Raw genomic sequence first — 12003 nt, 5'->3', positions numbered from 1 at the left:
GTATGACCCAAACCCTGGAGCAGCAGCGCGCCGCCGATGCCTGGCAGTGCGCCGAGGGCTGCACCGAACCCTATACCAAGCTCGCCAAGGGTCTGCCGGCGCTGATCATGAACAGCGGGCTCATGCAGACACTGGCTTTTCTCGAGGAGAAAGGGCGTAAAGAGCGCAACGGGCACCACTCCAAGCTGGGCGAGCACCTGCGATGCTGGCTCACCAGGCGTTTTCCGCAAGCAATCGGCCGCTCCGAGTTCGCACCGTTCATGCAGGCACTGCTAGTGGCCGAGCCGCGGGCGTTCCAGCAAATCACGGCCGAGGCGCTGGCCTGGTTGCGCTGGGTGCGCCAGATCGCTCCGGCGGTCGAGAAGCGCCAACAGCATTAGGAGGTCTAGATGGCCGTCGCCGCCGTACCCGCCTACCTCGGGCAGGATTTTTCCGACGCCGCTCCAGGGCACAAATTTTATCTGTATTTTCGCGTGTGGGACCGAGCAACCTGGTCCGTGCCGGATAGCGCCGAGGCCGACGCCGCGCGGCAGGCCGGCACACTCTCCGACGACGACCGCCGGCGCATGCATGCGCTCGCCGAGCGCCAGGCGGCGCTCGCGCAATCCCTGCTCGACCAGCCGCGTCGAGGGCTCTGGCAACTGCCCGCACGCAGCACGGCGCCGTTCGCCACCGGGCTCGGTATGGAACATCCACTCGAAAACGGCTTTGCCTTTCTCTCGCCTTACGGCCTGCCCTATTTGCCGGGCAGCGGCATCAAGGGCGTGGTCCGCCAAGCCGCCCGTGAGCTGACCGAGGGCGAATTCGGTGAACCAAACGCGGACGGCTGGAGCGAACCGGCCATCGACACGCTGTTCGGCAAACCCGCTGCTGACGACGAGGACACCCGGCGCGGCGCGCTCGCCTTCTGGGATGCTTATCCGGTGCCGGATAAGGATAAGCAAGCGTTGCAGGTGGAGATCATGACGCCGCATCAGACCCACTACTACACCGGTGGGCAAAGCCCCCACGACTCGGGCTCGCCCAACCCGATTCGGTTTCTCGCCATGCCCCCAGGCATTCGCTTTAGCTTTTACGTGGAGTGCAACCGGCCGCTGCTCGAGCACCTGGATGCCTCCCTAGCGGCAGCGCAGCGCTGGCAAGCGCTGCTGGATGCGGCCTTTCGGCACGCTTTCGACTGGCTCGGCTTCGGCGCCAAAACCGCCGTGGGCTACGGCGCCATGGCCGTCGATGAGTGGGCACTCGGCCAGGCCGAACAAGAAGCCGCCGAGAAGCAGCAAGCCGCGACTCGCAAGGCTGAGCTCGAAGCCATGGATCCTTTTCCCCGGCGCCTCGAGGAATTGCTGGATCAGCGTGATGACAAAAGCCAGCCGGACTACGTCCACCTCATCCAGCAGCTCGAAGCGGGCGCCTTCGAGGGTGAGGACAAGCGGCGCGCCGCCAAAGACATCCGCGCCCGCATGGAAAAGCAGGGCAAATGGAACCCTGACGGCAAGGGCAGCAAACCGGCGCAGAGAAAAGCGCACAAACACACTTTGACGGTACGTGGCTACCTCGGAGAATAAGCGCCATGTATGTATTGGTTTCCTTTCTCGGCCGTACTCCCCGGAACGAAGACGGCTACCGGCAGACAACCTACCGCCTGCCCGACGGCACCAGGGAGCAAGCTGCCTACCTCGGCTACTGTCTGCAACGCTGGCAACGCCCGGATCGGTTGGTGATCCTCGGCACCGCCGGCAGCATGTGGGACCATCTGTTCGAACGGGACGTGGACTTGGCCGGGCAAGAGGAGGAGAAGCGGCTCGAACTGGGGGACTGGGTGGACCGGCAAGCCGTAACCCAGGAACATTTGGATGCTCTGACGCCGCTGCTTGCCGCGTCTTTGGGCTGCGAGATCGAGCTTCGGATCATCCCCGAAGCTCTGAAAGAAAACGAGCAGGTGGCGCTGCTGCAGATTCTCGATCAGGCCACCGAAGGCGCCACGCACCTCTCGATCGACGTCACCCACGCCTACCGCCACCTGCCGATGATCGCCCTGACCGCAGCGCTCTACCTACGTGCCGCGCGGCCGGAGCTTGCTATCGAGGGGCTCTGGTACGGCGCCTACCGCCCGGAGACGGCCACCGCCGAGGTTTGCGACCTCTCCGGCCTGCTCAACATCACCGCCTGGATCGAAGCGCTGCAGCGCCACGACTGGCTGGGCGACTACGGCGCCGTAGCCGAGCTGATCAAAGCCGATCATGCCACCGTTGCTGAAAACCTGCGCCAAGCCGCCTTTTGCGAGAGCATCCATCAGGGGCAGCGGGCCCGGGGCCTGCTGAAAAAAGCCCGCAACAACCTGCACGAGCATCCGCTTAGCGGTCCCGGCGCGCTCTTCCAGCCGCTGCTGGAAGAGCGCATGAAATGGGTGGACGGCAACTACCTCTATGAACGTCAGCGTACCCAAGCCCTGAATGCTTTGCGCCAAGATGACTACTTGCGTGCCTCCCTCTATGGCTTTGAGGCTTTCATTACCAAGCTGGCCCAAGAGCGCGGCTTCGTCGGGCGCCAGAATGAACAGGCGGAGCGTGAGACAGCGAAAGAGTGGTTCGAGACAGAGAAACCGGCGAGCTACACTCAGTACCAATTACTGCGTAAGACGCGCAACGCACTGGCCCATGGCGACAAAGCTAAGAGTGACAGGGTTCAACAGGCGCTCGCCTCGCCGCAGCGGCTGCGCGCGCTGCTGGAAGAATGCTTCACCGTCCTGCTCCCCGAGCAAACTCCATGATTCCCCTGCTGCCCATGCGGCTCACCTTCGCGCCTGCCACCCCGCTGCGCTTGCCGCCTTATCCCGGCGCGCTCTGGCGCGGGGCGCTCGGCAAAGCATTGCGGGAGCTCGCCTGCATCACCGGCGCGCAAGCCTGCGCGGACTGTCCGGTCATTCGCCGCTGCGGCTATGGGCTGCTGTTCGAGACCCGCGGCCATGCTCAGGCCGGCGGGCTCGCCGGGCACTATGCCGAGCTGCCCCACCCTTACGTGGTCTCGCCCCGAACCGATGCCGGAGACACATCGGTGACGCTGGAGCTCACCCTGATCGGCGCGGCGGCCCGCCGCCACCGCGAAGTGCTCGACGCCGCCGCCAAACTGCGCCTCAACGGCGTGCCGCTCACACTGCGCGAGGCGCGGCCGCTGGCGATCAATGCCGCAGCAAAGACGTCTTTTGCCGCCGAGATACCCCAGCCACCGGCCGCGCCGCCCCGGGTGCGCATGATTTTAGAGCACCCGCTGCGGCTGCGCCGGGAGAATCGTTATTTGACCGCGGCGGAGTTCGACTTCGCCACACTGTTCACCGCGCTGACCCGGCGCGTGTCTATGCTGCACGATCTCGAAGCCGCGGCACCGCTGCGCGCGGACTACCGCGGGCTCGCCGCGGCGGCCCGCGCCGTGCGTGTCAACGCCGTGCATCTGGAGTGGTTCGACTGGGCACGCTACTCCGCCCGTCAGCGCCGCCGCATACCCATGGGCGGGCTTATCGGCGAGCTCGCTTTGAGCGGTGAGTTCGCGCCGCTCTGGCCCTGGCTTTGGCTGGGTCAGTGGCTACACGTGGGCAAGGGCGCGGTCATGGGACTGGGGCGCTATCGACTGGAGGCGCGGCCGTGACACTGTGGCTCGTCACCCGCCATGCCGGCGCGCTGGAGTGGCTGGCGCGCCGCGGCCTGCAAGGCGGGCGCATCGTGCCGCACCTCGATCCCGCCTGGATCCAAGCCGGCGACCGGGTGGTGGGCACGCTGCCGGTCCAGCTCGTGGCCGCGGTCTGCGCCCGGGGCGCCCGCTATGAGCACCTCAGCGTCATGCTACCGGCCGAGCTGCGCGGCCGCGAGCTCTCCGCGGACACGCTGGAGCGCCACGGCGCACGGCTCGAGCCCTACTACGCCGAGCGCATTGCCGCGGTGCGCCGCTGATCGGTTCTCACGAGGCTCTTTAACAATTCGCCATTCCCCGCCGACGGCGCGGCAAGCTTGCCGTTTCTGCATCGCGGCGCTCTTGCGCCTAAGGTGGCGCCATCACAGGCCAAGGGAGACTTCGAAAAACCGCATTTCGCATCGTCATCCCGGCGTAGGCCGGGATGACGGAATTCGGGAGTTGTTCGAGGTTTTTCAAGGGAGGCTCCATGCCCCGCAAACTCTACCTCGCTGCCTACGATGTTCGGGAGCCACGCCGGCTCGCCCTGCGCGCGATCGCCCAGGCCGGGCTCGACCCCATGCTCGGCATGTTGCACGACTGCAGCTACAACCGCGACTCGCTTGCCTGCGATTTCACCGAGGTGGCGCGCCCACGCGTGGAACGTCTGGTCTGGCGCTTGTTCGCCGACCGGCAACTGCGCGCGGAGTCGTTCAGCCAAGAGGGCGGCGGCGTACGCATGAGCAAAGCCGCCCGCGCCACCTTCTATGCGGCCTACGAGACCCAGGCCATATTGCACCGGCGTTGGCTGCGGCGGCTGTGTGCCGCGCTGGTAGAGCACTGCATCAGTCTGCAGCAAGAGGCGGGCGAGATATGAGCACTTCAAGTAGCCGCGCCCTGTACGTGAATGCCCGCCGCGAGGTCCGCCTGGAGTTGGAGTCGGACAGCATTCGGGTAAGCCGCCCGCAGCGGGCCGACACCCGAATTCCGCTACGGCGGGTGCGGCGCGCGGTGATCACGGCGAGCGGCGAGGGGTTACTGGCGGTTTGCCTTGAGATCGTCCGGCGCGGCGGCACCGTTCATTTCCAAACCGCCGGCGGCGCCATGGAAGCGGTGCTCCATCAAGCGCGGCCCACAGCCAACGCCGCGGTGCGCGAGTTGGCCGCGGCCATCGACTGCAGCAGCGGTGCCGGAGCCTTCCGCTGGTGGCGCGAGGTGCAGCTCTTGCACGCCTGGAGTCTGGCATTCCGGCGCCGGTTTCGCGGCGATTTCGCCGCCAACCGCAAGCGGCTGCTGCGCTATCTGCGCCAATTCCGCCCGGACGTGCCCGCCGAGCGGGAGAGCGCCTTGCTCCGCGAGCTACTCCACGCCTGGTTGCAAGCCGAAATCGACCAGCACGGCCTACAGCCGGTGGTTGAGGCGCTGTCCTCCAAGGGTTGCGAGCTCGTCGAGGTGTTGGAGCGCTGCCTGGAGGTTCGTCTGCTGTGGCGGTACGTACGTTGGCGTCGCCAGCAAGCCCACGAGCTCGAGCGCCCGGCGCTGGTCCGGTTCTTCGAACTGGCCGCCGCCGTCACCTTGCCGGAGCAGTTGCAGCGCCACCTCGATGCGCTGCGCTGGGAATATATGACGCGCGCCCATGGACCATCCCGCACCAGCGAACAGGCCGCTGAGGCGCGCCGCAAGCTACGGATACCATAGATGGCGCAAGCACGTCGCACACCGCATCTGGTCTGTTACGATATCTGTGAGCCGCGCCGGCTTGCGCGGGTGCACCGGCGCATGAAGCGCTGGGGCTTGCCGCTGCAGTACAGCGTCTTCTACTGCTGGCTGACGCCGCCGGAGCACAATCGTTTGGCCCAAGAGCTCGCTGAGCTGATCGACCGCAAAGCCGATGATGTGCGCATCTATGCCGTGCAAGAAAGCCGACCGGCCCGCTGGCTGGGACGCCGGCCATTGCCCGAGGGCGTGCAACTGCTGGGCTTGTCCGGTCCCTGGCAAGACGGCGACGACCAGAGCTCAGCCGCCTGACCACCGGCTTGCAGGAGCTAACTTTCGGCAAATGCGCCTACCCGATACAGCTCCGCTCAGCCTACTGATCGAAGGAGGTTTTTTCGGCCCAACAGTTCGAACCATGCCCTGACAGAAAAGGGATTAAGACAGCTTGTCGGCCCGTGTTTTGCCTTGTTCTGTAGTGTTCGAACCATGCCCTGACAGAAAAGGGATTAAGACGGTTGCGGCAGTGAGCTATACGGTCGGCCGATGCTCGATGCAACAATGCAGAGAATTGGCCCTCTGCCATATAAGAGGGCGGCGCGGTAGGGGATCAAACAGCTCGTGCTTGTTTCCAATGCGCGATGAATTCGTCGGTCGGCATGGGTTTGCCGAACAACCAACCTTGTGCCCGGGCACACCCGTGCTGACAGAGAAACGCCTGTTGCGCCGGAAGCTCCACGCCTTCGGCCACGACCTCTATATCGAAGGTTTTCGCCAGCCCGATTATCGCCAGAGTGATCCGTGCATCAGCGGCTTCCTCCGCTAACTGTTGTATGAAGCTGCGGTCGATTTTGAGAGTGTGGATGAGAAAATCGCGGAAATAGCCAAAGCTGGAATAGCCGGTACCGAAATCGTCGATGGCAAAGGTTACGCCTAGATCGACCAACGCATCCAATACGCGGCGATTCTGCGGCACGGCGTCGACCAGCAGGCGCTCGGTCAACTCCACCTCCAGCCGCCCGCGCGCCGCAGGGTAGTGGTCGAGCACTTGACGAAAGTCATCCAGCAGCCGGCCTCTATACAACTGCCGGGCCGAAACGTTAACACTGATTTTTGGCAGCGGGAAACCGTTTTCACTCCAGCACTGGAGGTCGGCGGCCACGTGACGCAGGACTTCACTGTCGATCTGTACGATCAGATCGCTCTCCTCGGCCAGCGGAATGAAGCTGTTCGGCGGCACCAAACCGTGCCCCGGCCGCTCCCAGCGCACCAGCGCTTCGGCCGCCACGATACGACCGTCCGCCAATTCAACCTGCGGTTGATAGTGCACCCGCAACTCACCGTTGCGAACGGCGTACCGCAATGCCCGTCTCAGGTCCACTCTGGCATGCGCCGTTTTCCCCAACTCCGGCCCGTACAAAACATAGGTATTCCGCCCCGCCGCCTTGGCTTGGCGCATCGCCGCGTCGGCGTTTTTTATCAGCGCTTCGACGGTCTTGCCGGATTCCGGATACAGCGCCACACCTATGCTGGTGGTCACGACAACCTCATTCGAGCCCGCATGAAAGCCCTCCTCCATAATGCTAAGAATCTTTTCCGTGATGCCAATCGTGAAGTCTGGGGCGACTATTTCCGGACATAGGATGATGAACTCATCCCCTCCCAGACGCGCGAGCACATCGCTGCGGCGCAGGCACTGACCCACGCGCTGCGAGAACGCACACAGCAAATCGTCGCCAGCAGCATGCCCCAAACTATTATTGACTTCCTGAAAGTGGTCGATCGCGAGGCAGATAACCGTCAGGCGGCGGTTGTGGCGATCCGCTTCAACCAGCGCCTGGCGCAGATGTTCACTGAACAGCATCCGGTTCGGCAACCCGGTCAGCGCGTCGTGGGTAGCAAGGTAAGCCAGCTCTTCGCCACGCTGCGCGACCTCTTTCTCGAGCCCCTGTTTCGAGCGAGTCAGATGACTGGCTCGCACCGCCAGCAGTTGCCGGCTGCGCAGCGCTATACCGAGCAGCACCGCAAGCACCAACCCGAGGACGAGGACCGTCTCCGGCAAAGCCGTCCGGGTAGCAGCCACCCCCTTCGGCATTCGGTATAGGGCCAACCGCCATGCCTTGCCGGCAATAGGAATCGCAACCTCGTAATCGGCGGAACGCGCAGCGACGAAGGGTTGTGCCCCGCCGTTCAAAGCCAGCCTATTGCCGTCCTCGAAGAGCACGAACCGATACCCGCGCTGTAGATACTCGTCCAACAGCGGAAAGAGCATGGCATTAAGGTCGACGAGGGCGACGAGGTAACCCGCCACACTCCGGCCCTGGCGTATGGGCATAAACGCGTAGAAGCCAGCCCCTCCTTCGGGTAACTCAATCACCGCGGAGCGGAAAATTTTTCGGCTGCCCAGCTCCACGAGCGGCCCGTTCGATGTGTCGTTTATAGTGGGCAGGTGCAACGCGTAGCGCTGATCCGGCCGTACGAGAGAGATTGCCGACCTAATGCCAAAGTCTTTGTCGGCCCACAGCAAAACGTAGTAGGGTTCGGTCTCAAGATACCGCCGTGCATCCGCCCACCATTCGGCGCCCGGCGGCACCCCGGCGCGCTCCAATCGCCACGCCAGGCGTTGCAATGCCTCAAGGTCTTCCCGAATCGGAGCGGCAATACCCTGGCGCAAGAAATACGCCTCGGCGGTTAACCGTCGTTGCGAATAAGCTGCCTCATTCGCTCGCAATCCACACCAGAGGAAAGCTGCGGCGACCAATACGGACAATGCAGCGGCCCACGGTGCCCAATCAATCTGCCGATCTGGCATCCCGAGTCGCGCCGTCTGAGCGACAAATCCAGACAGACTGCCACCGGCCACCACGAACGCCACCGCCGCGGGAAGGGCCATTCCCGCATGGTTTACCAACCGAAAGGCCGCCTCGACCCCTGTGAGATAGCCCAATAGAGATACAGCCCCTATGGTGGCTGTTGCACTGCCCAAAAGTCCGATTGCCCAGCAAATCCAACGTTGGCGCAAACCCCAGGCAAACAAAAAAATACCCACACCCAGGGAGATGAACGCAAGGGACGAGTTGGGCGAAGGACGCCCAGGGAAAGTGCTCATCTGCGTGATGAACGGGTGGAGGAACAGGGTGTCTATCCCGAGCCGAACCCCGGTCACATCCTGCATGAGGCTGGTAAGGCCAAGTAGGAAAACCAGCGTGGCCGTAACGAGACCGAGCCAGCGTTGGCGGGAAATCCCAGCAAGCAAACCCACCCCAGCGAGGGCAACCCCGACTGCGGTATTGAATTGCATCGGCACGAACGACGGGTTCACCCGTACGACGGTCGGCAACTCAAGGGACCAGCCGAGCATTACAGCCGTGCCCAGCCCAACCAAGATTAAGTTTACCGTTGCAAAGGCACGCTGCGTGCCCGTGTCCAAGCTCTCGGCGCTATCCATTAGCGTAGGCCACGTTCTGTCGAAAACGACCTGGTTAAGTCTTCCCTGTACTTACGGTACCGGCATGACATATCAGCCGGTGTTGAACAACTTTTTCACGGCCACGAACAACTGGTGCACGGACTGGCCATCGTCCTCAGTAAAAGCAACCGCATGCTGTGCCCGGTGAACACCTGCACGACACTGAACGCGATAATACCACCGATGTTGATCGGTGATCGCACAACTGCATCACGCGCCACCATGACCCACATCATTACCCACAACTCATCCGTTGGATTGAACACAGCCGCCGCGAACTGCTGCAATGCTAGCTTTGTCGCTGGCAAGTGGAGATTTATTTTCGCATCCTGAAATCGGGCTGTAACGTGGTCGCGATTTTGTGCTCGCGCTCGAAGCTACACGTGCCATGCAAGAGTCGAGTTGTGGATAATGATGTGGGTCCGGGCGGCTGCGGCCGCCAAGGGTTTCGAAAGAGAGGAAAGAGAAGTAGCACCAGTGGCGGCGTCAAAAGCACACGGGGTGATCCAGCCTCGAAGCTTCTGATACCCCGGTGGTCGCCGAGGGGGTGGGTGTGGAAAAGAACGCTATGGCGGTATCCTCTTTGAGATCAGTGGCCTATAGAGTGCCGTTGGTCGTCTTGACGGCCCTGAGTTTCGCAAGTGCTGCGCCGGCCGCGGTGCTCAGGGGCGAACCCACCGACTATAGGCAATTGGTGCAGACTCTACAGCCCGGCGACATTCTCCGATTGCAAGCCGGCGTGTATCGTTACGGTCTTGCAGCGCACAACCTTAATGGGCTGGCTGGGAGGCGGATCACGATCGAGGGACCCGCTCGTGGCGATTCGGCGCTGTTCCTGGCACATCGCGGCCGCAATACGATCAGCATCAAGAACGCGAGCTATATTACGATCCGGAATCTGGTTCTCGATGGGCAAAAACTCGGCGCCGACGGCGTCAAAGCCGAGGGAACCTCACGCTACGCCCACCACATTACGATCGAGAATCTGAAGATCTCCAACCACGATGCCAATCAGCAGATCGTCGGCATTTCCACTAAGTGTCCTGCTTGGAGCTGGGTAGTGCGGGGTAATGTGATCGACGGCGCGGGTACCGGGATGTATTTCGGTGACTCGGACGGCTCTGCGCCGTTTATCGGCGGCGTAATCGAGGGAAATGTGGTCCGCAACACCATCGGCTACAACATTGAGATCAAGCAGCAGAAGCCCAGGAAGGAGCTTGCCGGCATGCCTCGGCAGCCGCAGGTGACGATCCTGCGCCACAACGCGTTCAGCAAGGCCGCTGGGGGCGCCACAGGGGGCCTGGCGCGCCCGAATGTGCTGCTTGGATACCAGCCGCAGAAGGGGGCCGGCCGTTTCGACCGCTATCTTGTATACGGCAATTTTTTTTATCAGAATCCAACCGAAGCGCTTTTCCAGGCCACTGGCCGAGCCGCTATCTACAATAACGCCTTTGTCAACACGGCAGGTGTGGGACGGGCGATCATGATCATGCCGCACAAAGGGGTGGCGCCGAAGTCCATAGATATCTTCCACAATACTGTGCTGGCCAGCGATATCGGGATCGCCGTTTGGAATGCCAACCGTCGGTTCCAGCAGGTGGCAGAGGCGAACGCGATCTTTGCGTCCACTCCCACCACCGGCCGCATGCAGCGCCGGGCAAATATCACGGCACCACTCGGCAAAGCCTCGGACTATCTTCGCGCCCCCCAAGCGCCATTAGGGCGCCTTGACCTGTCGCCGCGTCCCGAACAGCTCCGCGGCCAGCGGCTAGCCAGCACATTGCGCGATGATCCAGCGGCCGATCGGGATTTTTACAATACGCTGCGGCACAAGAGATTTGTTGGGGCCTTTGTGTATTATGGCGCCGGGGTGAGTCGGCCCCTATCTTTGCGGCATCGATCAGTCCGCTGAACTAGCCGCCACGGGCCGCCTTCCGACTGCCAATCTCCATGGTTCAAATGCTCAAATCATAGTTCCGCGACTGATACCCGAACATATACGGAGCACGCTGAAGGCTGAAACTAAGCCGCATAGCGTAGAACTGCCACCCCAGCATGGCGGGCAACAGCGGCTTCTCCTTGTGAGGAGACACGCGCAGCTACGGCCCCGTCGAGATAATATTCGCCGCAATTCTCGCATACTTGCGCCGGGACGCTCTTGACCACCACTGCCGTGTCACCGCGTTCTAAAAAAAAGTTACAGCTGCAACTGGCCCATAGGACTCGCGAGCTTGCGCTGTTCAAGCTGACCATCGACGGCAAACTCCGAGGCTGTGATCTGGTGCGACTCCGCATCCGCGATGTGCAGCCCGGCACGCAGGTCGCTCGGCGGGCAATTGTGATGCAGTCGAAGACGCAACAGCCAGTGCAGTTCGACCTGAGTGATCAGACGCGCGAGGCGGCCAGCGCCTGGATCGCAGAAGCACACTGATGCCGAATTCTTCTGATTGTTGCGCGGCGGATGATACTGTCGAACTTCTTTACACTAACGTACTGTATTTGAGCGATTTGTTGCGCTGCTCTCTTTTATCTATTTGATTAGTCAATTGATTGACAATCGCGGCTTAAATATTGCCAATGCTCAATATGCGTCGGCTTTGCTTCCATAACCCCAAACGCCGCGTCCGTTCGGAACCACGGCCAGCGGCGAGAAGTCCTCGAAAACCATATAGGCAGGGGGAACGCTATGAACCCAGACCAACAATTCCTGGATGCGCTCGCCGGCGAACTGGCACGCCTAAATCACGAGTTGAGCCACACCACCAGTTGGGCCAAGCAGGTTCAAGCCGGCAAGCACTCCGCCGAGCTTCTCAAGCACGGCATCACGAAGCGCGACGTCGAATACTGGGCTCGCGGCGCCACCCGGGCTCAACGAAAGACACGGGACAGGTTGGCGAAGATGTACACACGGTTCAACTCCAGAATCCACGGCTCGTAAGCCGCCGCACGCCGTCAAGTACGCGTGGAGTCCAAGCCGCATCAAGCACCAGGCGGTGGGAGGCAATCTTGGAATGCTGAACAAAGCCGCCCGCAGGGCACAAGCCGTGATCGCAAGACCTGATCAGGGCTACACGCGCCACGATCGCCGTGCGCGTTGCTCCATGTCCCATCGTCTTGCTTCCATACGCTCATGGTGACACCGCCATCGCGTTCGCCCG

Annotated in this window: 13 protein-coding genes; 11 read left to right on the top strand and 2 right to left on the bottom strand. The window is 62.3% G+C overall.

Annotated elements, in window-relative coordinates:
- Window positions 1-2 precede the first annotated feature (2 nt).
- The 8 genes from cmr5 (at window position 3) to cas2 (ending at window position 5691) form a co-directional block, all read left to right on the top strand.
- Complete coding sequence (gene cmr5, locus NB231_RS13660; RefSeq protein ID WP_005003908.1) at window positions 3-380, top strand: type III-B CRISPR module-associated protein Cmr5; 378 nt, start codon at window positions 3-5, stop codon at window positions 378-380.
- Window positions 381-389: 9 nt separating this feature from the next.
- Window positions 390-1565 (top strand): type III-B CRISPR module RAMP protein Cmr6, encoded by a 1176-nt coding sequence (cmr6, locus tag NB231_RS13655; RefSeq protein WP_005003907.1) that lies wholly within the window; start codon window positions 390-392, stop codon window positions 1563-1565.
- 5 nt (window positions 1566-1570) lie between these two features.
- Window positions 1571-2770, top strand: coding sequence for a TIGR02221 family CRISPR-associated protein (csx2, locus tag NB231_RS13650; RefSeq protein ID WP_005003906.1), 1200 nt, complete (start codon window positions 1571-1573; stop codon window positions 2768-2770).
- On the top strand, window positions 2767-3642 hold the full coding sequence (cas6, locus tag NB231_RS13645) for a CRISPR system precrRNA processing endoribonuclease RAMP protein Cas6 (RefSeq protein WP_005003905.1): 876 nt from the start codon (window positions 2767-2769) through the stop codon (window positions 3640-3642). Before csx2 ends, cas6 begins: the two co-directional genes overlap by 4 nt.
- Window positions 3576-3944, top strand: a complete 369-nt coding sequence (csx16, locus tag NB231_RS13640) for a CRISPR-associated protein Csx16 (protein WP_332247707.1) — start codon at window positions 3576-3578, stop codon at window positions 3942-3944. The genes cas6 and csx16 overlap by 67 nt, the downstream gene beginning before the upstream one ends.
- Before the next feature lie 209 nt (window positions 3945-4153).
- A complete protein-coding gene (locus tag NB231_RS13635) occupies window positions 4154-4540 on the top strand; it encodes a CRISPR-associated endonuclease Cas1 (RefSeq protein WP_005003903.1) in 387 nt (128 codons plus the stop codon).
- Window positions 4537-5361 (top strand): hypothetical protein, encoded by an 825-nt coding sequence (locus NB231_RS13630; RefSeq protein WP_005003901.1) that lies wholly within the window; start codon window positions 4537-4539, stop codon window positions 5359-5361. The genes NB231_RS13635 and NB231_RS13630 overlap by 4 nt, the downstream gene beginning before the upstream one ends.
- Window positions 5362-5691 carry a CRISPR-associated endonuclease Cas2 gene (gene cas2, locus NB231_RS13625; RefSeq protein WP_005003896.1) on the top strand — a complete coding sequence of 110 codons (330 nt, stop codon included), beginning with the start codon at window positions 5362-5364 and terminating at the stop codon, window positions 5689-5691.
- A gap of 295 nt (window positions 5692-5986) precedes the next feature.
- Here the strand turns inward: cas2 and NB231_RS17040 are convergent, their stop codons facing one another.
- Window positions 5987-8824 carry a putative bifunctional diguanylate cyclase/phosphodiesterase gene (locus NB231_RS17040; RefSeq protein ID WP_005003893.1) on the bottom strand — a complete coding sequence of 946 codons (2838 nt, stop codon included), beginning with the start codon at window positions 8822-8824 and terminating at the stop codon, window positions 5987-5989.
- Window positions 8825-9398: 574 nt separating this feature from the next.
- On the opposite strand from NB231_RS17040, the gene NB231_RS13610 reads away from it, so the two are divergent.
- Window positions 9399-10757, top strand: a complete 1359-nt coding sequence (locus NB231_RS13610) for a right-handed parallel beta-helix repeat-containing protein (RefSeq protein ID WP_232210478.1) — start codon at window positions 9399-9401, stop codon at window positions 10755-10757.
- 110 nt (window positions 10758-10867) lie between these two features.
- Here NB231_RS13610 and NB231_RS17980 read toward each other — a convergent pair whose 3' ends face one another.
- Window positions 10868-11098 (bottom strand): type II toxin-antitoxin system MqsA family antitoxin, encoded by a 231-nt coding sequence (locus tag NB231_RS17980; RefSeq protein WP_084766439.1) that lies wholly within the window; start codon window positions 11096-11098, stop codon window positions 10868-10870.
- Here NB231_RS17980 and NB231_RS17975 point away from each other — a divergent pair.
- Both NB231_RS17975 and NB231_RS13600 read left to right on the top strand, forming a co-directional pair.
- Window positions 11019-11276, top strand: a complete 258-nt coding sequence (locus NB231_RS17975) for a site-specific integrase (protein ID WP_232210547.1) — start codon at window positions 11019-11021, stop codon at window positions 11274-11276. The genes NB231_RS17980 and NB231_RS17975 overlap by 80 nt on opposite strands.
- A 255-nt stretch (window positions 11277-11531) precedes the next feature.
- Entirely contained in the window at window positions 11532-11783 is a 252-nt protein-coding gene (locus NB231_RS13600) for a hypothetical protein (protein WP_005003888.1), read from the top strand.
- The last annotated feature ends 220 nt before the right edge of the window (window positions 11784-12003 follow it).

The sequence above is a fragment of the Nitrococcus mobilis Nb-231 genome (assembly GCF_000153205.1).
Lineage (GTDB): Bacteria > Pseudomonadota > Gammaproteobacteria > Nitrococcales > Nitrococcaceae > Nitrococcus > Nitrococcus mobilis.
The sequence above is the reverse complement of the archived record's forward strand: the minus strand, read 5'-3'. Positions and strand labels throughout refer to the sequence as shown.

Excerpts from the sequence above, each read along its gene's own strand:
- NB231_RS17040 (WP_005003893.1), bottom strand. The coding sequence starts at position 8,824 with ATGGATAGCGCCGAGAGCTTGGACACGGGCACGCAGCGTGCCTTTGCA.
- cas2 (WP_005003896.1), top strand. The coding sequence starts at position 5,362 with ATGGCGCAAGCACGTCGCACACCGCATCTGGTCTGTTACGATATCTGT.
- NB231_RS13600 (WP_005003888.1), top strand. The coding sequence starts at position 11,532 with ATGAACCCAGACCAACAATTCCTGGATGCGCTCGCCGGCGAACTGGCA.
- cas6 (WP_005003905.1), top strand. The coding sequence starts at position 2,767 with ATGATTCCCCTGCTGCCCATGCGGCTCACCTTCGCGCCTGCCACCCCG.
- NB231_RS13635 (WP_005003903.1), top strand. The coding sequence starts at position 4,154 with ATGCCCCGCAAACTCTACCTCGCTGCCTACGATGTTCGGGAGCCACGC.
- NB231_RS13630 (WP_005003901.1), top strand. The coding sequence starts at position 4,537 with ATGAGCACTTCAAGTAGCCGCGCCCTGTACGTGAATGCCCGCCGCGAG.
- cmr5 (WP_005003908.1), top strand. The coding sequence starts at position 3 with ATGACCCAAACCCTGGAGCAGCAGCGCGCCGCCGATGCCTGGCAGTGC.
- NB231_RS17980 (WP_084766439.1), bottom strand. The coding sequence starts at position 11,098 with ATGGTCAGCTTGAACAGCGCAAGCTCGCGAGTCCTATGGGCCAGTTGC.
- cmr6 (WP_005003907.1), top strand. The coding sequence starts at position 390 with ATGGCCGTCGCCGCCGTACCCGCCTACCTCGGGCAGGATTTTTCCGAC.
- csx2 (WP_005003906.1), top strand. The coding sequence starts at position 1,571 with ATGTATGTATTGGTTTCCTTTCTCGGCCGTACTCCCCGGAACGAAGAC.